The sequence below is a fragment of the Chitinophaga rupis genome, assembly GCF_900109685.1.
Taxonomy (GTDB): Bacteria; Bacteroidota; Bacteroidia; order Chitinophagales; family Chitinophagaceae; genus Chitinophaga; species Chitinophaga rupis.
In genome coordinates this window covers 184,483-205,991 of record NZ_FOBB01000001.1, presented here as the reverse complement: position 1 = coordinate 205,991, position 21,509 = coordinate 184,483, and the positions used below count along the sequence as shown (strand labels likewise).

At 47.2% G+C, this 21,509-nt stretch carries 14 protein-coding genes; 10 read left to right on the top strand and 4 right to left on the bottom strand.

What is annotated here, in order from left to right; translation table 11 throughout:
* Positions 1–2 precede the first annotated feature (2 nt).
* Both BMZ54_RS00765 and BMZ54_RS00760 read right to left on the bottom strand, forming a co-directional pair.
* Complete coding sequence (locus BMZ54_RS00765; protein WP_089906252.1) at positions 3–2,381, bottom strand: glycosyl hydrolase family 28-related protein; 2,379 nt, start codon at positions 2,379–2,381, stop codon at positions 3–5.
* A 397-nt stretch (positions 2,382–2,778) separates the two neighbouring features.
* Positions 2,779–4,518 carry an amidohydrolase family protein gene (locus BMZ54_RS00760; protein ID WP_089906251.1) on the bottom strand — a complete coding sequence of 580 codons (1,740 nt, stop codon included), beginning with the start codon at positions 4,516–4,518 and terminating at the stop codon, positions 2,779–2,781.
* A gap of 320 nt (positions 4,519–4,838) precedes the next feature.
* On the opposite strand from BMZ54_RS00760, the gene BMZ54_RS00755 reads away from it, so the two are divergent.
* The 9 genes from BMZ54_RS00755 to BMZ54_RS33285 all read left to right on the top strand — a co-directional run bounded on the left by BMZ54_RS00755 (position 4,839) and on the right by BMZ54_RS33285 (position 18,988).
* Complete coding sequence (locus BMZ54_RS00755; RefSeq protein WP_089906250.1) at positions 4,839–5,279, top strand: MarR family winged helix-turn-helix transcriptional regulator; 441 nt, start codon at positions 4,839–4,841, stop codon at positions 5,277–5,279.
* Between the two features lie 7 nt (positions 5,280–5,286).
* A complete protein-coding gene (locus BMZ54_RS00750) occupies positions 5,287–5,763 on the top strand; it encodes a GNAT family N-acetyltransferase (RefSeq protein WP_162277444.1) in 477 nt (158 codons plus the stop codon).
* A 22-nt stretch (positions 5,764–5,785) separates the two neighbouring features.
* Positions 5,786–6,697 (top strand): helix-turn-helix domain-containing protein, encoded by a 912-nt coding sequence (locus BMZ54_RS00745; protein WP_089906248.1) that lies wholly within the window; start codon positions 5,786–5,788, stop codon positions 6,695–6,697.
* Between the two features lie 98 nt (positions 6,698–6,795).
* A complete protein-coding gene (locus BMZ54_RS00740; RefSeq protein ID WP_089906247.1) occupies positions 6,796–7,674 on the top strand; it encodes an NmrA family NAD(P)-binding protein in 879 nt (292 codons plus the stop codon).
* Between the two features lie 218 nt (positions 7,675–7,892).
* Positions 7,893–9,089 (top strand): MFS transporter, encoded by a 1,197-nt coding sequence (locus BMZ54_RS00735; protein WP_089906246.1) that lies wholly within the window; start codon positions 7,893–7,895, stop codon positions 9,087–9,089.
* 484 nt (positions 9,090–9,573) lie between these two features.
* On the top strand, positions 9,574–12,723 hold the full coding sequence (locus BMZ54_RS00730; protein ID WP_089906245.1) for a SusC/RagA family TonB-linked outer membrane protein: 3,150 nt from the start codon (positions 9,574–9,576) through the stop codon (positions 12,721–12,723).
* A gap of 35 nt (positions 12,724–12,758) precedes the next feature.
* Positions 12,759–14,471, top strand: a complete 1,713-nt coding sequence (locus tag BMZ54_RS00725; RefSeq protein ID WP_089906244.1) for a RagB/SusD family nutrient uptake outer membrane protein — start codon at positions 12,759–12,761, stop codon at positions 14,469–14,471.
* A 17-nt stretch (positions 14,472–14,488) separates the two neighbouring features.
* The gene (locus BMZ54_RS00720; protein ID WP_089908153.1) at positions 14,489–15,619 is read left to right on the top strand and encodes a glycoside hydrolase family 88/105 protein; all 1,131 of its coding nucleotides are present in this window, start codon (positions 14,489–14,491) and stop codon (positions 15,617–15,619) included.
* Between the two features lie 33 nt (positions 15,620–15,652).
* On the top strand, positions 15,653–18,988 hold the full coding sequence (locus BMZ54_RS33285) for a rhamnogalacturonidase (RefSeq protein WP_238386445.1): 3,336 nt from the start codon (positions 15,653–15,655) through the stop codon (positions 18,986–18,988).
* A gap of 74 nt (positions 18,989–19,062) precedes the next feature.
* Here BMZ54_RS33285 and BMZ54_RS00705 read toward each other — a convergent pair whose 3' ends face one another.
* The gene (locus BMZ54_RS00705; protein WP_089906243.1) at positions 19,063–19,443 is read right to left on the bottom strand and encodes a winged helix-turn-helix transcriptional regulator; all 381 of its coding nucleotides are present in this window, start codon (positions 19,441–19,443) and stop codon (positions 19,063–19,065) included.
* Between the two features lie 102 nt (positions 19,444–19,545).
* Between BMZ54_RS00705 and BMZ54_RS00700 the strand changes: the two genes are divergently transcribed.
* Entirely contained in the window at positions 19,546–20,493 is a 948-nt protein-coding gene (locus tag BMZ54_RS00700; protein ID WP_089906242.1) for an NmrA/HSCARG family protein, read from the top strand.
* A gap of 102 nt (positions 20,494–20,595) precedes the next feature.
* On the opposite strand, the gene BMZ54_RS00695 is transcribed toward BMZ54_RS00700, so the two are convergent.
* Entirely contained in the window at positions 20,596–21,444 is an 849-nt protein-coding gene (locus BMZ54_RS00695) for a DUF3667 domain-containing protein (RefSeq protein WP_089906241.1), read from the bottom strand.
* Positions 21,445–21,509: the final 65 nt, after the last annotated feature.

The following is a 21,509-nucleotide window of genomic DNA, read 5'->3' as shown; positions in this document are numbered from 1 at the left end:
AATTACTGGTTATTGTTATTGCCCGGGGCAGCAGGTTTCTTCACGGGCGAAGCGCCATCTTCCATGATCATATAGCTGGCCTGTTTAAGCCCCTGGTTGGCATTTACACGTTTTTCAACATTCCCGTAATGGTTGTTGCGGATGAGCACATTGGAAGTATTGGTACCTACGCCGCCCAGCGTGATGGCCTCTTTGGCGGTGTTGATGCTGTTATCTTCTATAATGACATCCGTAACGGAATTAGGATCTTTACCGGTAGAGGTGATGATACAGCTGTAATCATATAAGCGGTTGCGCCGTACCAGCGCTCCTATGTTTAAACCGGCGCCACCGGAGCCAATGAGATTAATGCTCTGGTAACCGGAATGCTGATCGCCGGTGCCGTACCAGTGGCTGTAATTGCCCTCACGCAGCTCGCACTCCACCACATCATTATACCAGCTGGGCTGCTTGCCATGATACAGCAAAGAGCCCCGGCATACAATACCACCGCTCCTGCGCATTTTTAAACCGGCTATTACACAGTTCTGGGCAGAGCCGTATAACTGGTACGCCCCTCCGTCAGTAACCTCGTTATTTACAAAGTATAAATTTTGCCGCACAGTGGTAATGCTGATCACAGAGCTGGCATCGGGCGCTACCAGGAAGGGCTGATCCAGCTGAACAGCATCGGCCGTATGGCCGGTAATGCGCCTGAACTGCCCGGCACCCCTGCCTTCAATAATAAATACGCCGCCGCCGTTCCATTTATTGGCCGGCGCCTGGATGCTGCCGCCCGGCAGGTTAATGGTATTGCCGTTTGCGCTAGCCACCGGGCCGGCATAAGCGCCACCGCCGCCATCCAGGGTCATTACCTCACGGTCATTGGTATAATCAAAGGGTATAATGTTCCTTGCTTCATACAGGTCCCGGCTTTCCACGATCGTTGCACCGTAGGCGTAACCATCTGCCTGTTTATAACAGTCTTCAAATATCAATCCTTTGGACTGGATGGTCATGTAAGGCTGGTTAATGCCGGTATTGTTCCTTGTGAACCGGCAATGCTGTATAAAGCCGGTACCGGCAACGGTGTACATGCCGCTGGCATTAAAATCGCAGTTACGCACTTTCAGGTTGTCGCCCCGTATTACAATACCGGTTTTGGTCCAGCGGCTGTTTAGCTCTGCATCAACAGAATCACGGCTGGCTTTTGTACGGTACATTTTGCTGCTCATTTGCGCGCTTTGCCGTACTACCAGGTTTTCCAGCAGCACATTGCCCATTTCCTCCATAGGCCCGTTCTGCATAATAATGCCCCAGGCCCTGGTGGCCCATATATTCAGGTCTTTTATGGCAAAGTGATGGGTGCCGCTGATCAGGCTATTAGGTAATTTGCCATAGTCCCAGCCCAGTGAGTTCCAGAACAGCTGTGTTGCAGCGGCGGATTCGCCTTTCAGCATGGTGAAGGGCGGCAGCTGTAATTCAGCGGTTATCATATAGCGCCCATGCGGTACATACACGGTGCCGCCGCCTTGCTGTTTGGCTGCATCCAGGGCCGACTGGAAAGCGCTGGTTTCATTATTCACCCCATCGCCTTTGGCGCCATAATCTTTTACGTTAAAGGTTTTTTTATCCCATTTATTGGGGGAGGGGTTCACTAGGTTTACCTGTAAAGGCTCGCTCCACGCAGTTTTACCTCCCTGGCCGTTATGGTAGTATAAATAGTAAGCGCCGGGGCTTATGCTGCCGGGAATATTCACGCTCACAGAAAAATCGTCAAAAGCATTCGCCACTTTAGCCCTTATTGCCTGCTTGCTTTCTTTTGAGATCAGTACTACCTGCCCGGTAAGGCCTTTTCTTTGCAGGTTTTTACCCTGCACACGCAAGTAGCTGCCGGCAGTTACATTCAATCCTTCTTCACTGATCACCCATTTCACCTGGGGTACATTCACATAAAAATCCGTAGCCTGGCTGCCGGCATCCGTGAGCCTTACGCTATATACGCCCTCCTTCCAGGTGGCCGGTATTACGAATTTGAGGGATTGGCTGTTTTGCAGCAGCTTATCTGCCGGCTGGTATTTATTTTCAGCTGCATCTTTTGCCCTGCGGTCCGTACCGCCATGGTCCAGCGCATCATCTTCCCGGGGAAGGGGCATATAAGCCGGAGGAATATTGTCCACATTATCATCGGTCAGGCGGGCTACCTGTACCTGTGTTACCTTGTCCAGGTCTTCACCCCGTACCAGTACGGCATCTCCCGGCAGTGTTTCTGCGGTGGTTACCTGGAAAAGCTTTGGCGAATTGCTGCTGCCATTCTTAGCGTTTTGCGCCTGTGCGGCAAAAGTGAGCAGCGTACAAGCGGCTATTACTGCGAGCTTGCGATATGGTTTTAATGCTGGCATATGCGGGTCCCCGTTTTTAATGAAATGGTTCTAAGGCCGGAGCGTTATTTAAGCAACCTAATATCAGGCCAAATAACCACCGGCTGCCAAAAATTAACGATCTCAAAATAAGATAATTGCCTGGCGCGGGTTTCCCGGTACTATTTTAATAATATTTTAAGGAAACCGCCTTTAGGCTTGGGGAATAAAGGTTTTATTTTATACGGTCTATGGCCTGTTTTAGATGGATATACCTTGAAAGCCCCGTGCAAAAATGCGGTATTCATAGGCCGGATTATGACGTGGAGTACGAGCCGCAGGATGTGGTGGAAAAAAGGGACCGGGATATGGAAAAGGTGATGAGCCTAATGAATTAATGTGCTGATGTGCTGGTGAATGCACATTAGCACATCAAGCGTTATTTACTGATAAGATACACTTTACTGATCTTCTTGTTTTCCACGGTATAAATAGCAATGCCGTACCGGCCTTTCCGGTCGCGGGGTACGCTTAACCGTTCTTCGTCAATTACTATATTATTGTGTACCATGCGGCTGGTAAGGGTAGCATGCAGCCCCGGTACTTTTTTCAGGAATCCGTACATTTTCCTAATCGCTTCTTTGCCCTTTGCCAGCGGTTGATCCGGGAAGCTGTACACTATGGCATCCTCTGCATAGTATTCCAGGAAGGCATCTATATCATGCGCATTGTAGGCATTTAACTGCCGTTGTACAATATCCGCAGGCGTGCTCTCAACAAGCGTATCCGGCTGCAATATGGCGCCGTGATTTATTACATAAGCTACCTGCTGCAACTGCTGCAGGTCGGTTACCGGGTTGCCTTTCAGGATCAGCAGGTCCGCTGCCTTGCCTGCTGTAATGCTGCCAAATTCTTTTTCCCTGCCCGCGGCTTTAGCGCCGTTAATGGTGGAGGCGGTCAGGAGCTGCCAGTTGCTAAGGCCTGCCTGCTGCATGGCTCTTAGTTCTTTAAAGTAAGAGGAAGCATGCAGGGTGCCAATGTTACCGGCATCAGTACCCGTTGCTACCGGCACGCCGGCATCTGCCAGCTTTTTCAGATTAACCGCGCTAATGGAATCGTTCCTTGCATTAATACCTGCCCGCTTTGCGGCTATGGTTTTATAGGTTTCCCCTGTAGCTGTATCCGGCAGGGCGGCTAATTCCTGCAGGGAGCCTAGCTGCTGCGGGTTGCCTTTTTCAAGATCTTCCGCAGTGGGTGTATAATGTTGCGCAAAGGTTTGGAAATAACTGTCTATCACCGTAAGGGTAGGGCACAGCACTACCTGGTGCTGCAGCAGCAGCTGAATAAAGCTGTTATCCACCACTGCATTATCTACACTGTGCACCAGGTAATTGGCGCCGGCTTCCACGGCCAGGCGCGCCGGCAGCTCATTGGTGGCGTGTACGGCTACACGGTAATGCTGCTCCTGCGCAGATGACACCACTGCTTTTACCATAGCTTCCCGTTTTCTTGCGCTGCCTTCAGGATCCTGCCGGTCTGTAATGTACCAGATCTTGATCATGTCCGGCTTGTAGCTAAATTGCTGCTGTGTGGCTTTGGTAGCCTCTTCAAGAGTATTCACCGGGAATATAGGCGCATCTGATGTATCCAGCTGGTCAAACGGTTTGGGGGTATACGCAGTTGAGATCAGCGGCCCTGCCATCACAATACGCGGGCTATACCATTTACCGGCAAAAGTGTCGCGCATATGCAGCAGATTAAAAGTAGCGCCCAGGTCCAGCACAGTAGTAATACCACAGGATATATAACGGCGCAGCTGTTCTTCCATATGTGTTTTATACCACTCCATTTCTTTTTCATAGGGCTGGTATTTACGCAGGTCTATGGCATCCGGGCGGGTGAACAGTCCCCCGGTTTGAAAAAAATGGACATGTGCATCCACCAGGCCGGGTGTTACCCATTTGCCGCTGGCATCAATAACCGTGGCGCCCTGCGGGACTTTAATTTTTTGAAAAGCGCCTACCTGCTGAATGGTATTACCCTGTATCACAATTGTTTGATCGGGCAGGATCTTTTGTGAGATCACATCTACTACATTGGCATGGGTAATATAGGTTTGGGCGCTGGTTTGTATAGCTGCACCAAGCAGTACGGAAATCATTAACGGGATGATCCTCATAATTTAGATAATGGGTTATTTGAGAAAGTTACAATGCATAGCTGCCAAATTTATATCCTTTTTGGGGTGGAATGATATTTTCTTTTTTTATCGTGAGCCGAAACGTTGAGTTTTCGATTGGGTAGGCTTTATTAATACTTAATTATAAAACCCGCGCAATACCTGGATTTTCGCGGGTTTGTTTTTCGTTCTATAGATCCCGCACCTGGCTTGGGCTTTTTCTCATGTTCCTGCCTATAAATCTACAGCCCATTTTATCAAGTACTAAAAAACCGCCATAATACTTGCCTTTGTCAAGTATTGTGTTTTATCTTTGTTTCATGAAAAAAGAGCTGGTAAATACCCTGCGCGATTTTAACCGGTTTTATACAACGGTGCTGGGCGTTGTCAATAACCACATCCTGGAAAGCGATTATTCACTCACAGAAGCCAGGATTATTTATGAGGTGAACGAACAGGAAGGCATCACCGCAAGGGCCATAAAGGAAAAGCTGCAAATAGATGAAGGTTACATGAGCCGGATGGTGGCTAAGCTGGTAAAACAGGGCATCCTGAAGAAGAATCAGTCCAAAGAAGATAAAAGGATCTTTGCCCTGGCGCTTACCGCCAAAGGCCGGCAAATAGCCGCAGATATTAACCGCCAGTCAGATGAGCAGGTGAAAAGCCTGGTTAAGCACCTGGATACAAAAGAGCGGGAACAGCTGGCAGGGTTAATTATGCAGGTGAAGCAGCTGCTGGAAAAAGGGAATGCGGAAAAATAAAATACAAATGGAAAACATTCATTTTAAAATAGCGGAGACTGCGCAGGACTTTGAGGATGGGAAAAAGCTTTTTGAAGAATATGCGGCCTCTCTTTATTTTGATCTTGGATTCCAGGGATTCAAAAATGAGCTTGCGGCCATAAGCCTGCAGTATCAGCCTCCCGAAGGGGCATTATTAATATGTATTTATAATAAGGAGGCAGTTGGCTGCGCCGGTATCCGCAAACTTTCTGAAAATACCGCAGAACTGAAACGGCTGTATGTAAAACCCGCATTCAGGCGCCTTAAGATCGGGAAGGAATTGCTGGCATTGGCAATAGACACCGCAAAAAAGTTACATTATCAATATATCAGGCTGGACACCGTTCCCGGGCAGGAAAAGGCACAGGAATTGTATCATCACCTGGGATTTTACACGATTGATGCCTACCGGCATAACCCTATTGCAGGAACTATTTATATGGAGAAGAAGCTGATTGATTAATTTTGATGGAAAGTAAATGGTCATGAAAAATACACCGCTTACACATATTAAAACAATCACTGAATATCATGCACTCATCGGGATTGCAAAACCAGCACATCCATTGATCAGCGTCATAAGTTTTGAAGACGTCAAACGCATGGATGAACATGCCTATAGCTTTACCCATAATTTTTACTCCATAGCGCTTAAAAGGAATTTTAATGGCAAAATGAAATACGGTCAGCAGGACTATGACTTTGACGAAGGAATAATGATCTTTATTTCTCCCGGCCAGGTATTTACTATTGAGGCGGAGGAAGAGCTAAAACATTCAGGATGGCTGCTGCTGGTGCATCCTGATTATTTATGGAACACCTCCTTAGCCAAAACAATAAAGCAGTACGAATATTTCAGCTACGCAGTAAATGAAGCCCTGCACCTTTCAGAAAAGGAAGAAGTAATGGTTACCGGTATTATACAGCATATTGAGCAGGAATACCACGCAAATATTGATAAGTTCAGCAAAAAAGTAATTATCGCCCAGCTTGAATTATTGCTAACCTATGCCGACCGGTTTTATCAGCGCCAGTTTATCACCCGGGAAATTACGAACCACAAGCTCCTGGGTCGGCTGGAAGATATTCTTGCGGAATATTTTAACAGTGATGTACTGGCAAAAAAGGGATTGCCAACGGTGCAATATATTGCCGGTGCATTAAATGTATCCCCCAATTATCTAAGCGTATTGCTAAAAGTATTAACGGGTCAAAGCACCCAGCAGCACATACACGATAAGTTAATAGAAAAGGCAAAAGAGAAATTATCCACTACCACTTTATCCGTCAGTGAAATTGCCTATGAATTAGGGTTTGAGCATTCACAGTCTTTCAGCAAATTATTCAAAAGCAAAACCAGCCTTTCGCCGCTGGAATTCCGGCAATCTTTCAATTAACAGGTATACTAAAGAAACGGCTACAACAACCTGAGATTAAGCTACAGGAATAAATCCTGCGGGTGGGACCTTTGTGTACAAACAAAAGCGAAACATTTATGAAAGTTGTAGTAACAGGTTCGTTAGGGCATGTTGGCCTGCCACTGGCAAAGGGGCTGGTACAAAAAGGACACACGGTGACCGTGATCAGCAGTAAAGCGGAAAAGCAAAAGGACATAGAAGCCCTGGGTGCCACGGCTGCTATTGGCTCGCTGGAGAATGTTGATTTCCTGGCAGCTGTTCTCACCGGTGCAGACGCCGTGTTTGCCATGGTGCCGCCAAATTATGCTGAACCTGACCAGATAGCCTATTACAGCAGAATAGGCAGCAATTATGCACAAGCCATTCAACAGTCGGGTATAAAGCGTGTGGTACACCTGAGCAGTTATGGCGCTCACCTGGAAAAAGATTCAGGGTTCATCCTGGGGTCCCATAAAATAGAGGGCATACTGAATAGGCTGTCAGCCGTAGCTATTACGCATTTGCGCGCAGGTTACTTTTATTATAATTTGTACAATCTTGCAGATACAATAAAAGAGCAGGGCTTTATGGCTGCGAACTATGGTGGAGATGATAAGCTGATATTGGTGCACCCGGAAGATATTGCTGCTGCTGCGCTGGACGAGCTGGAAACAGCTGCTACAGGACAGAATGTGCGGTACGTAATAAGCGATGAGCGTACTGCCAATGAAATTGCGGGCATCTTAGGCGCTGCCATTGGCAAGCCGGATCTGAAATGGCTAACCTTTACCAATGAACAAATGCAGGAAAGGTTAGAGAAGAAAGGAATGCCGGTGCATATTGCTGCCAAGCTTGTAGAAACGGGCGCCAGCCTCCATAGCGGTGCATTGATGACGGATTATGAACTGCATAAACCGGCTGCCATGGGAAAAATAAAGCTGGAAACTTTTGCCAGGGAGTTTGCCGCTGCTTTTTAAAACAGGTTATTATATTTATACAGAGGGCTGTCCCAAAAAGGGACAGCCTTTTTAATGTATTATTCTTTTGCCCCGTCCGGATCTCCCCATTATAATGTCTAATAAATACCCTATAACATATAAATTTAGACATTAGCTTTACCTACTTTAACAGGAACGCGTACATGCTGCCCCGTGAGCCATCCAGGTGTAAGGGCTAAATTTGAATAATCACAGCTATGAAAATGAAACAAGGCGAGTTTATTGCGCTGTCGGCCTGCACCATGATCCTGACAGCTTTGGGAATAGACATTATGCTCCCGGTGTTTGCGGAGCTGCGGAAACATTTCGGGCTCCCGCCTGAATCTACGGCTACTGCACAGATCATTACGTTCTTTTTCCTGGGGCAAACTGCGCAGATCATTTTTGGCGCGTTTTCAGACCGTTACGGACGCCTGGCCATCCTGCGGGTGGGCTTTCCACTTTATATCATTGGTGGAATAGCCGCTGCCTTTGCACCCAGCCTGGGGCTTATGTTTGTAGCCCGCTTTGTAGCGGGGGTAGGAGCATCCGCAGTATTTATGACCACCATTGCGGGGGTACGTGACCGTTTTGTAGGAGATCAGATGGCACGCATTATGTCGCTGATCTTTACCATCTTCCTGTTTACCCCGGTGCTGGCGCCCTTCCTGGGAATAGCTATTCTGTCTGTATCATCCTGGCAGATGGTATTTCTTACGCCTCCTTTGTTTGCGGTTATTATTTTTCTCTGGTCATTCAGGCTGGAAGAATCCCTTCCGCCGGAACAACGCAGCTCCCTTAACTGGACCGGTTTCGGTCAATCCATCCGTAAAGTTATCAGCAACCGCACTTTTCTCCGTTATACTACTGTTACTACGGCTCTTTTCACGGGACTAAGCTCGTACATTTCCAGCTCTGAGCATATTGTCGGGGAGATCTACGGCAGGCCCAAACTATTTCCCTGGATCTTTGGAGGTATGGGGCTGGTCATGTCGCTTTGCACCTTAATGAATGCCCGCCTTTCATCCAGGTATGGAGCACGGCGCACCATCCGGGGACTCCTTATTATTTATACGATAGTAGCGGGTGTGTTATTGCTGCTTACCTTCACTCTGGGCGATCCACCCGGTATGTTTTTATTCTTTATTGCGGTTGCCCTGCTGATGGCGCTGAATTTAGCTGTGGAGCCAAACAGCAGCGCATTAGCGCTGGAGCCAATGGGAAACATGGCAGGTATGGCCTCTGCTGTTTATGGCACCTACTTCTTTTGCATTGGCGCATCCCTGGGATCGGTTATTAGTCATTTAATGGTTACAGATGTTTTTCCGCTGGTGCTAAGCTTTTTTGTAATAGGCGTTATTACGTTGCTATTGGTATTTAGCGACCGCCGGCCTTTGAGCAGGAAGGTTGCTTAGTGAAGGATGCCGGCGGAAAAATAACCCCACCGCGGCTGGATAGCATGACAGATGAGAAAAAAGTATGAGTAAATGCTAAAATTGAACAAGCAGCCCGGGGCGTTTTTTCAATACCTTTATTTACCTTTAAAATTGTATTCCACTGTTGATTCATGTGCCGGATCATGACGTTATGACGAATTGATTGTATCAGCCAAACCATTATTCCACCTTCTTCAAATTCAACAATTACTTATGAGGTAAAATTTTGCAACACGTTTTTTTGGTTCCTATATGCAATCGTTTGCATATAGGACAATATCTACAACTCTAATGCTCATTTACAAACAAATGGGACGGGGATTTTTTTTGTCATTATATGCAATCGTTTGCATTAAATCTGACAATCAAAATGCTTCTTCGCCTGGTATTGTAAATGCTGGTGAACGTTTGTCCAAAAGTTCCATCAGTATAATCTCTTTTCCACCTAAAATTTAATTACGTTATGAAAGATCTGATCCGTGCTATCACGCACAATGTCTGTAGAAGGGAGAGGGTGTGTGCCATTACTATAGGGTGCTGCTTAATTTTCCTGTCAGGCACTTTATATGCCCAGCAACCTGGAAACAACAGTGTGCCGGTGTCTGTAAGCGGTACTGTTACAGGTGAGCAGGGAGAGCCGCTTCCGGGAGCAATAGTCAGGGTGAAAGGGGCAACAAATGGAACGGTGGCATCTGCCGACGGCCAGTTTAAGATCAGTGCTCCTCCGGGGGGTACGCTCAGCATATCTTTTACGGGCTATCTCCGTAAAGAGATCGTGATCGGCACTGAAAACCAGACCGGACTAACCATTCCACTGAAAGTAGATAACAAAAGTCTGAATGAAGTAGTAGTGATAGGATATGGTACCCAAAAGAAAACCGATGTAACCGGCTCTATTGTTTCTATAAAGGAAACTGCACTCAGAAATGTGCCGGTGGCCAATTTAAGCCAGGCGTTGCAGGGGCAGGGCGCGGGTATTGATGTACAAAAGAATGGCGGTAACAGTAAGCCGGGCGCAAAGCCTAAGATATTGATCAGGGGAACCCGCTCTATCAATGCAGATAATGATCCGCTGTTTATTGTGGATGGTATTCCTTTTAACGGAGATATTAATGACCTGAACCCGGATGATGTAGTGTCAGTAGAAGTATTGAAAGATGCTTCTGCTACGGCTATTTATGGTTCAAGAGGCGCCAATGGGGTTATACTGGTAACTACCCGCAGGGGTAAAATAGGTAAGCCGGTGATCACTTACAGCGCTTATGCCGGGTTCGTGAAAAATATGGGTGAATATGATGTGATGGATGGGCCCACCTTCACCAACTTCAAAAAATGGGCGCTTATTAATGAAACGCCGGGTAAATATACAGGCCTGGATGATCCTTCCTTTTATACCAACGGCAGCTTTAGCCAGGAGGAAGTGGAAGGCATTAAAATGGGACGCAGCACCAACTGGCAAAAGCTGATCTATAAAACCGGTATGACCACCAACCACCAGCTGGGTGTTACCGGTGGATCTGAAACTACGCAATACGCCTTATCCGGCGGCTACTACAGGGAAACCGGTATTTATACCGGGCAGTCGTTTGAAAGATATTCAGTGAAAGCCAGCGTAGATCAGCTGCTTGGCAAATCAGTAAAAATAGGCCTTAATACACTGAACACTTATTCTATTACGAACGGGGAAAATGCAAACCCCATGGGCCAGGTACTGCGCGCCAATCCGCTGGTATCGCCCTATGATAGCGCCGGCGTATTAATGAATGCTTATGTACCGGGTACTGCCAGCCAGGTATGGAATCCATTGGCGAATGACCTGCCGGGTGCAGTAGCGGAAACGCGTAAAAGATTTGGCACCTTTACCACTTTATATGCAGAGGTGAACCTGGCTAAAGGGCTGAAATACCGGTTCAATGCAGGTGCAGAAATAAGAAATGATGTATATGGTAATTTCTACGCGAGCAAAACAACTTACAACCAGGGTACTTTATCTACCTCCAGCAACCAAACCAAGATGACACTCGACTACACGCTGGAAAACCTGCTGATCTATGATGCCACCATTGCCGAAAAACATAAGATCAACTTCACCGGGTTATACAGCTTGCAGGAATCTGCCCTGCAATCCAACGAGTTTAATAATAATACTATCCTGGCCGACTTTCTGCAGTATTATAATCCGCAGTATTCAGCAAACCTTAGCGGGAAGGGCAAGTATGAAAAATGGGATATCCTTTCCTATATGGCAAGGCTGAACTATGGTTATAATGAAAAATATTTATTGACACTTACCCTGCGTGCAGATGGGTCATCCCGTTTAGCCCCGGGAAATAAATACCATGTATTTCCCTCTGTGGCTGCAGCCTGGAATGTATTTAAAGAACCTTTCCTGGCAGATGCGCATGCCCTCTCCAACCTGAAATTAAGGGTAGGATATGGTTCCGTGGGTAATACGGCCATCTCTCCTTACCAGACACTGGGCGCTTTATCTCCCATTACCTATAACTATGGATCTTCAAATGTTACAGGCGCATACCCCACCAATGTGGCCAACCCGGCGCTTACCTGGGAGTACACATCAACCCTGAATGCAGGGATTGATTTTGGTCTTTGGGATAACCGGGTAACAGGTTCCGTTGATGTTTATGAACAGCAAACACGGTCTTTGTTATTGCCGCAAACCTTACCGCCTACTTCAGGTATTCCCAATGCAATTCTCACCAACGTGGGCAAAACATCCAACAAGGGAATAGAGCTGCATCTCAGTACCGTGAATATACAGCAGGCAGGCAATGGATTTGGCTGGACAACAGACCTGAATGTATTTATTAACCGCGGCAAAATAACGCAGCTGGCAAATGGCGTTACAAAGGATATCACTAACAACTGGTTCGTAGGCTCGCCCATAGGCGTCATCTTTGATTACAAAAAACAGGGCATCTGGCAAAATACAAAAGGAGATTCCCTGCTGGCCAAAAGATATGGACAAACCGTAACCGGTTCGGGCTCTGTTATAGGCCAGATCAGGTATGCAGACACAAACGGCGATTCTGTGCTTAATGCAGATGACCGGGTGATCATTGGATCCAACCAGCCGAAATGGGAAGGAGGCATTACCAACCGGTTTACTTTTAAGGGATTTGACCTGACCGTGGTAGCATTTGTAAGAGTGGGCGGAATGATCGTGAGTAAAATGCACCAGAGTGGTAGCTTTATCAATACCTACCAGAGTAATTATAATAACCTGAATGTGGATTACTGGACACCCGGCAGCGGCGAGAATTTTTATCCGAAACCCAATCATGCCAATACCAATACGCCGAACAGCTCACTGCTAAGCTATTATGATGGCAGCTTCCTGAAGATCCGGACAATAAGCATGGGCTATACCCTGCCACCGGCCACGGTAAAGCGTATAGGCGTTGGCTCTATGCGGATCTATGCCACCGCACAGAATCCATTTATTCTCTTCTCTCCGTACAGGAATAAATACAAGGGCATAGATCCTGAAACCGCTATGGGATCAGGCTCCGGTACCGGTAACCAGGGTGCATTGAACGTGGATACGCCGGGTACCTGGTCTATGATCTTTGGTATTAATGTGTCTTTATAACGGAAAGGCGTATACGACAATCAAAAACATCAGTTATGAAAAAAATTGGTATATATATTATCGCTTTCCTGTTTGTAACAGGACTGTTATCCGGTTGTAAGAAAAAGCTGGTAGAAGAGCCGCACTCCATTCTTACACCTGATTTTTTTACTACCCCACAAGGCTTTGATGCCGGCTTGAACGCCGCTTATGCAGGTAACCGCTGGATCTGGGGACCACAGGACTACTATACCCTGTCGGTAGCGGGAACAGATGAATTCCAGAGAGGCGTGGACGGCAATGCCGACCTGAATTCTTATTCCAGCAATTATACACCGTCAAACGGGAATGTAACGAACGTCTGGAAATACTGCTATACCTACATTAATACCTGCAATGGCCTGGTGGATAATGCACCAAATATAGCCGGCATGGACGAAGCCCTTAAAAAGCGGATGGTAGGGGAAGCGAGATTCCTGCGGGCGAATTATTATTTTATCCTGGTACAGTTCTGGGGTGATGTTACGCTGAATAAGAATTTCCAGAGTACGCCTACCACATCGGCTACCCGCGCTCCAATGGCCGAAGTGTATGATTTTATTATTGAAGATCTCACCGCCGCTATTGCCAGCCTGCCTCCGGGCCCGCTCTCTGCCGGTGTGCAGCCAGGCAGGGCCACGGCTGCTGCCGCACAGCATCTATTGGCGAAGGTATACCTTACAAGAGCCGGATCATCTGCTAAGAAAGCGGATGATTATAAAAATGCCTACACAACAGCATCAACACTGATCAGTAACAGCGCCTCAATAGGACTTGGATTGCTGCAGGACTTCGGAAAAGTATTTGCAGAAGGAAATGAGGCGAATGCGGAAGTTTTATGGTCTATACAGCATACCTCCAACCTGGCCTACAACGGTTCTCCAAAACAGGATAACCGGGATGCAGATAACCTGTTATGCCATTTATGGGCGCCGCAATATGAAAACCAGCCGGGCATGCAGCGGAGCCTTCTTTATGGCCGTCCTTACATACGGGTTATTCCTACCCATTGGCTCACAGATACAGTATTTGCAGAAAGAGTGAATGATACACGGTATGTAAAAAGTTTCCAGGTGGCCTGGATCTGTAACGCGCTGAAATTAATTCCCAACTGGCCAGACCCTTTACCACCGGGCGCGCCGGCAAATGCACAGCCGGGAAAACCTAAGTTCGGGATAGGGGATACTGCTATATTTATGCCCGGTTATGAAATGCCTGATGCACAGGTAAAGGCCACACCCTACCAGGTTATTCCACCCAGCAAATACGCGCCTACTTTAGCACCCACGCTGATAAAATATTTTGATACCAAACGTTCAGACATGAATGCGCCTTCCATCAGACCCATTATCGTTTACCGCTTGGCAGATACCTATCTGATAGCCGCAGAAGCAGCCATCATGGATGGAAGGCCCGCAGATGCGGTTCCTTTTGTAAATGCTGTTCGCAGAAGAGCGGCGTATCCCACCGGCAATCCGTCAGCCATGGAAATAACCGCAGCGGATCTTTCGATCGATTTTATTCTGGACGAACGTGCGCGGGAGCTATGCGGTGAATTAACAAGATGGCAGGACCTGGTAAGGACCGGTCAGTTATTGAAACGGCTAAGGTTGCACAATACGGATGCACAGAAGAATGTACAGGAAAAGCATAAGCTCCGCCCTATTCCGCAGGCGCAGATAGATGCAACTACCACCGGCACTCCATATCCACAAAACCCACTTTGGTAACTTCTAAACAGAAAAATATGAAAAGAACGCGTGTAACCATGCTCGTAGTTATTACGGCCTTTATCCATTGTAGTATCGCTTATTCACAATCCGGTGATCTGAGGCAGTTCCCAAAAGGCAGCTCACCGGAGGAAGTAGGAAAACGGGTAGCTGCCCGTTTTCTTGCCTCTCCGCATCCCAACTTTGGCCGGCCCACACCACCTTCTGTTATCACATACCCGGAGGTGTGTGCATGGTATGGCGCGTTGGCATTTGCAAAGGAAAGCAAGGATAAAGCAATGGCAAATGACCTGGCCAAACGTTTTGAACCGCTTTTTGGAGCAGATACGGGCTTAGTGCCCAAGCCGGATCATGTGGATCATAGCGTATTTGGGGCAGTGCCTTTAGAGCTGTACCGGCAACAGAAAGATTCCCGTTACCTGGCCCTGGGAAAAAAGATAGCGGACAAACAATGGGGCACACCGGAAGGTCCGCATGTGAAACCTGAATCCGCTGTTTATGCGAAGGAGGGACTTACCTGGCAAACCCGTATGTGGATTGATGATATGTTCATGATCACAGCAGTACAGGCGCAGGCCTACCGCGCTACAGGGAATAAGATGTACATAGACCGCGCCGCTAAGGAAATGGTGGTGTACCTGGATTCATTGCAGCAACCCAACGGGCTCTTTTATCATGCACCCGATGTTCCTTTTTTCTGGGGCAGAGGTAATGGCTGGATGGCTGCCGGTATGAGCGAATTATTACGCTCATTGCCGAAAGATAACCCGGACCGGCCCCGTATTATGCAGGGATACAAAAAGATGATGGCTTCCTTATTAAAGTACCAGGCAGCAGATGGTATGTGGCGGCAATTGATAGATGATCCGGCTTCATGGGCCGAAACATCCGGTACCGGTATGTTCACCTTTGCCATGATCACAGGAGTTAAGCAGGGATGGCTGGATGCAAAGACCTACGGGCCTGCTGCACGTAAGGCCTGGCTGGCATTGGTTACCTATATTGATGACAATGGGGACGTACGGGAAGTATGTGAAGGCACCAACAAAAAGAACGACCGGCAGTATTACCTGGACCGCAAACGCATTACCGGCGATATGCACGGGCAGGCACCACTGCTGTGGTGTGCAGCCGCATTATTACGGTAGAGGGATTACATGGCTAACGACAAAAAAAGTATAATGAAAATAGGAACGCTTCTTTGTGCACTGCTGTTTGTATCAAAAGCTTTTGCAGCTGATACAACAGCGGTGACCAGTCCGGACGGAAAAACCAGGTTTAAGCTCTTTATCAATAATCACCAGTTATATTATGCAGTTACTTCCAGGGATGTTCCGGTTATTGATGCATCTCCGATGATCTTATCAATTGATAACCGGGTGTTGACAGAGAATGTAAAAACGGGTGCAGTCAAACCGTATACGATCAATGAACGTTATCCCTGGTCAGGCGTACATGCGGTGGCTGTTAATAACTGTAAGGGCGCCACTATTGCGCTGCAGCAGGCCACTACAGATTATATGCTGGATGTAAGGGTATTTAATGACGGTATTGCTTTCCGGACCGTGGTGCCCGGCGCTGAAACTGCGGCGCGTGTTCCGGACGAAAGCACGGTATTCAATATTCCAACCGGCAGCGAGATCTGGTACCATGACCTGAACATGCATTATGAAAGTGTGTATACTAAAAAGACCATTAATGCTTTACAGGCAGGGGAGTGGGTAGCGCCGCCTGCCACTTTCAAATTGCCGCAAGGCATGTATGCTGCTATTACGGAAGCTAACCTGGTGAACTATAGCGGTATGGCGCTGGAAGCAAATGGCAAACAGGGACTGGTGCTGCGTTTAGCGCACCGGCAGCCGGTTTCATATCCCTATAAGCTGCGCTATAGTGAAGAAGATGTGAAGCGCTCCCTTACACCGGCCGCCATCAGTGGCACTATTACTACGCCCTGGCGGGTAGTGATGATCGGTGAGGATCTGAATGCAATGGTGAACAATGATATGGTGCATAATCTTTGTCCACCCCCTGACCCAAAGCTGTTCCCCCAGGGCATTCAAACAGACTGGATCAGGCCGGGCCGCGCAGTATGGAAATACCTGGATGGCGGCGGAGAAGGTACGCCGGAGGTCATGAAACAATTTTCTGCCAAGGCAGCTGAGCTGGGATTTGAACATAATATCCTGGAAGGCTTTTGGCGGCAATGGAGCGATGAGCAGATCCGGGATGTGGTAAATGATGGCAAAAGCCACCAGGTAGGCATCTGGCTGTGGAAGCATTCAAAAGAGCTGCGGGATAAAACAATACGGCAGGCTTTTTTCAAACGCTGTCATGAACTGGGTATAACAGGCGTGAAGATCGATTTCTTTGACAGTGAGGCAAAAGAGGTAATAGACCTGTATACGGCTATCCTGCAGGAAACGGCAATGAATCACCTGCTGGTGGATTTTCATGGCGCCAATAAACCCACAGGCCTGTCGCGCACCTGGCCGAATGAATTAACGCGGGAAGCAGTAAAAGGAATGGAAGCCAGCAAGCTGGCAGATAGAGCCGTGCATGAAACCACGATCCCTTTCACGCGCTTCCTGGCCGGCCCTGCAGAGTATACGGTGGTACATTTTGGTGAAAAAAGAAAGAACACCACCTGGGCGCATCAAATAGCAAGTGCAGCTATCCTGAGCGCGCCGCTGCTCACTTATGCAGCCCTGCCGCAGCATTTGCTGGATAACCCTGCAAATACTGTGATCCGGATGATCCCTGCCACCTGGGATGAAACCATTGTATTGCCACCATCTGAAATAGGCCGGCTGGCAGTATTTGCACGGCGTAAAGGCAATACCTGGTTCCTGGCCGTTATGAATGGCGCGCAGCCTCAGAAGATCAGCATCCCCCTCTCTTTCCTGCAGGCGGGAAATTACAGGGCCACTGTTGTAAAGGACAGCCCGGATAGCGCAGCAGCGGTGAAAATGGAAGAAGCTTCCTATACACAGAAAGATGTGGTCTCCCTGGAACTGGCGCCAGGTGGTGGATATATAGCTATGCTCGTTACTTCCTCACCGGGAAAGAGCGTATATAATGTGCGTGAGTTCGGGGCTAAAGGCGACGGCTATACGCTGGATGGAGCAGCTATTAATAACGCCATAACAGCGGCGGCTGTTACCGGGGGAACCGTTTATTTCCCTGCCGGTAATTATCTTACCTATACCATCCGCTTAAAAAGCAATGTGGCGCTGTTTATTGATCATGGCGCTACTATACTGGCCGCAAAAGAGGTGAACGGTGTTGGTTATGATGCACCGGAACCCAACCCCCATGATGCGTACCAGGATTTTGGCCATAGTCACTGGCAAAATAGCCTGATCTATGGTGAAGGGCTGCATGATATTGCTATACTGGGCACCGGCATGATCTGGGGCAAAGGGCTTACCCGCAGTACCAACCAGCCTCCTGGCGGCGGCAATAAGGCCATAGCGCTGAAACAGTGCTATAATGTAACCATCAACGATGTTTCAATACTGCATGGCGGGCATTTTGCCTTGCTGGCCACCGGCGTGGATAACCTGAACATACGCGGCCTGAAAGTAGATACCGACCGGGATGGATTTGATATAGACTGCTGCAAGAATGTACGCATCTCCGATTGTACGGTAAACTCTCCTTTTGATGATGGCATTTGTTTGAAAAGCTCTTTTGCGCTGGGCTATGCAAAGGCTACGGAAAACGTAACCATTACCAATTGCCAGGTAAGCGGGTATGATGAAGGCACGCTGCTGGATGGCACTTTTAAAAGGGAGTATAAAAAGTATTCGGATAACACGACCACCGGCCGCATAAAAATGGGAACAGAATCAAACGGGGGATTTAAGAATGTAACCATCTCCAACTGCATTTTTGATTATTCCCGCGGGCTTGCGCTGGAAACAGTGGATGGTGGCTTGCTGGAAGATGTAACGATCACCAACATCACCATGCGGGATATTGTAAATGCGCCCATCTTTATTCGCCTGGGTGCAAGAATGCGCGGCCCGGATACCCTTGCAGTGGGGGCCTGCCGCCGCATCATCCTTAGCAATATAGTAGTGTACAATGCAGATGCCCGTTATGGCTCCATTATCAGCGGCATTCCGGGGCATGCCATTGAAGACCTGCAAATGAGCAATATCAGCATCTATTATAAAGGCGGTGGTACACAGGAAATGGCCGGCCGGGAAGTGCCTGAATTTGAAAAAGATTATCCGGAGCCTTATCGCTTTGGCCTGATGCCGGCTTACGGCTTTTTTTTCCGTCATGTAAAAGGACTAAGCGTACATGATGTAAAGGTGAGCTTCATGAAAGACGAGCTGCGCCCGGCTTTTATGCTGGATCATGTAGCAGATGTATCCATGTATCAGGTTGATGCGCAAAAGATGCCGGCAGCAGCGCTTATCAGTTTAAAGGAGGTGCAGCAATTTAATATTTACCGGAGTAAAGGGATTAAAGATACTACGCTGGATAGTTCGGAAAAGATGGTATTGTAGCCTTAAGCTTTATAAATTTAAAGGGTTTCAGTTTGAACAAACTGAAACCCTTTTTGCGCTAACAATTGATCCACTTATTGCTGTCCAACAGAAACAAACTCACCTTTCTCCCTTACAACCTGGTTGCCCCACGCGGTGATCGCTTCCAGAACCGGTACGAAAGTTTTGCCAAAATCAGTTAAGCCATAGATGACTTTGATAGGTGGTTTCTTCCCATAAACTTTTCTTGACACCAAACCGTCTTTCTCCAATTGCTTTAACTGCAGGCTCAGCGTCATTTCAGTAACAGACGGCATTTCTTTGCGGAGTTCGTTATATCTTTTTGCTTCGTCTTTTAAATGGTAAAGAATGATCGCTTTCCATTTTCCACCCACCAGATCCATCGTAAGGCTAACTGTACAGGGATAAATTTTCCCTTTCAGCTTTACATAATCGCCAATACATTCTGTTTTCATACTGCAATTTTTAACCTATCGGTTTGGATAGTTATTGCAAATGTAGCCCACTAAAAATAGTTTTGCAACTATAATTTTTATAGTTCAAAAACATTTAAGGCAATGAAACAAAAAGATAAGCCACTCATAACCATCACCGGCGTTTTAGGCAAGCAGGGGCGCAGTGCTGCGCATACTTTATTACAGAGCGGCCGTTACCGGGTACGGGGCATCACCCGCCGCACCGATTCACCATTGGCGCTTAGTTTGATCGAACAGGGAGCTGAGCTGGTGAGCTTACCACTGGATCTGGGATACAAAAAAGATTTCGTGAAAGCGTTCCGGGGCTCGGACGGTGTTTTTATGATGACGCCAGGTATTGTACCTCCGCAAACGCACGAAATGGAGTTGGGTAAACAGTTGGCGGACGCAGCGGTTGAAGCAGGGGTTCAGCACCTTATTTTCAGCAGTCTGGAAAATGTAGATAAAATTACAGCGGGAAAAAAGTTTGCTCCTCATTTTACGGACAAGGCCAGGGTGGAAGAATATATCCGCACGCTTCCAATCGCAAGCTCGTTTATTTATATGGCCTTTTTTTACACCAATCTTATGGAGTTTTATCCTCCCCGTGCGGAGGGCGATACGCTTATATTTCCAATTTATTTACCCAGGGATTTCCGTGCGCCGTTTGTTGATCCCCTTACTGCAACAGGGCCGGCTATTTTGGAAATTTTTTCAGATCCAGGTCAATATGCAGGTAAGGCTTTGCCCGTGATCGGCGATATTATTTCACCGCAGGAAATGGTAGATACTTTTGTCCGTGTCACAGGCAGGAAGGCGGTGTACAGTTCCGCATTCACAAGGGAGGAGCTGCTTCATCATTTCCCGGAATTTAGCACAAACGAACTTTTAGTGAATGAGATATTGGGGATGGTAGAATATGCAGTTGACTATGGTTATTTCAGCAAAGACCGTGATCTGCTATGGAGCCGTAAAACAGATCCACATAGCCTTAACTGGGAACAATTTCTGCGCAGTACCGGTTGGCAGGGTCAGAAGATTTCCTATTGATCATGAATTAATGGAGGCAGCGCAACTGCAGTATCCTCTTATTTTCAGGTAACTGCAGCATCCGATACAGCCTGTTTTTTGCCGGTAGATCTGTATCGGTCTTTACATGGTCCATAGTGTGAAAAAGGTAATAACCAGCTTATATACTGTGCCGGTATAGATCAGCAGCTGGCTTATTATAAGGCCTTTTAAAATAGTCCAGGCCCAGTTATTTGCGTAAACACGATGAAGGGCAAGCACCAGGTATACTGTATTCATTACAATGAGCAAACCCCATAACCATTCCCTGTGCTGGTAAAACCAGCCCTGCTGATGATTCATTAGCGGTTCTGCAAAGAACCGGATGTAAAAGAACCAGGAAATGAGGTAAAAGGCAAAATAATGTGTAGCAAATATTAAGTGGGGCACATACTTTTTGTAATTTCTATAAAAGAGGACGAATAAGATTAATGCCAGCACAGGGATTAACATAAAAACAAAAGCTTTTGCATTGTCTTGCGCCGTGTAATTAAAATCATGTATAAATGTCTCTAATGACTTCCCTTTCACAGCTGCCTTGCTTATTGCTAATTCCTTTGCTTTCCGGGAGAAAAAGTCTTGCTGTGTTATAACATACTCCAGATGATTATAAAAAAGATCGAATGACTTCAGGAAGATAAAATACAAGAGTGCAATTACCAGGTATAACTGCAGTGGTTTCATCAATTTAACCCGCCGGCCTGCAAAATATTCTACGGTCAGCTTACCGGGATAGGCTAAAAGATATTTTACCGTTTTAAAGAACTTCCCATCAAAATGGGTAAAGGCGTCCAGTGCATCCGTCAAATATTTTTTGACGGCATGCTCATTGAGGTCCACTGCCTTTTCTCCACAGTGATAACAAAAGTCGCCTTTAAATCTATAGTGGCAGGTGGGGCAATAAAGGGGTTTATTAATAACATGCTTTCGCATACTGCATTAAAAGTACGACTTTCCCGGAAAATGGGAATTAAGTGTAAAAAACCTCCCTTTCAAAT

Coding starts and splice junctions, on each gene's coding strand:
- BMZ54_RS00705 (WP_089906243.1), bottom strand. CDS start 19,443: ATGAAAACAGAATGTATTGGCGATTATGTAAAGCTGAAAGGGAAAATT.
- BMZ54_RS00745 (WP_089906248.1), top strand. CDS start 5,786: ATGAAAAATACACCGCTTACACATATTAAAACAATCACTGAATATCAT.
- BMZ54_RS00725 (WP_089906244.1), top strand. CDS start 12,759: ATGAAAAAAATTGGTATATATATTATCGCTTTCCTGTTTGTAACAGGA.
- BMZ54_RS00760 (WP_089906251.1), bottom strand. CDS start 4,518: ATGAGGATCATCCCGTTAATGATTTCCGTACTGCTTGGTGCAGCTATA.
- BMZ54_RS00700 (WP_089906242.1), top strand. CDS start 19,546: ATGAAACAAAAAGATAAGCCACTCATAACCATCACCGGCGTTTTAGGC.
- BMZ54_RS00755 (WP_089906250.1), top strand. CDS start 4,839: ATGAAAAAAGAGCTGGTAAATACCCTGCGCGATTTTAACCGGTTTTAT.
- BMZ54_RS00765 (WP_089906252.1), bottom strand. CDS start 2,381: ATGCCAGCATTAAAACCATATCGCAAGCTCGCAGTAATAGCCGCTTGT.
- BMZ54_RS00750 (WP_162277444.1), top strand. CDS start 5,287: ATGGAAAACATTCATTTTAAAATAGCGGAGACTGCGCAGGACTTTGAG.
- BMZ54_RS00740 (WP_089906247.1), top strand. CDS start 6,796: ATGAAAGTTGTAGTAACAGGTTCGTTAGGGCATGTTGGCCTGCCACTG.
- BMZ54_RS33285 (WP_238386445.1), top strand. CDS start 15,653: ATGAAAATAGGAACGCTTCTTTGTGCACTGCTGTTTGTATCAAAAGCT.
- BMZ54_RS00735 (WP_089906246.1), top strand. CDS start 7,893: ATGAAAATGAAACAAGGCGAGTTTATTGCGCTGTCGGCCTGCACCATG.
- BMZ54_RS00695 (WP_089906241.1), bottom strand. CDS start 21,444: ATGCGAAAGCATGTTATTAATAAACCCCTTTATTGCCCCACCTGCCAC.
- BMZ54_RS00720 (WP_089908153.1), top strand. CDS start 14,489: ATGAAAAGAACGCGTGTAACCATGCTCGTAGTTATTACGGCCTTTATC.
- BMZ54_RS00730 (WP_089906245.1), top strand. CDS start 9,574: ATGAAAGATCTGATCCGTGCTATCACGCACAATGTCTGTAGAAGGGAG.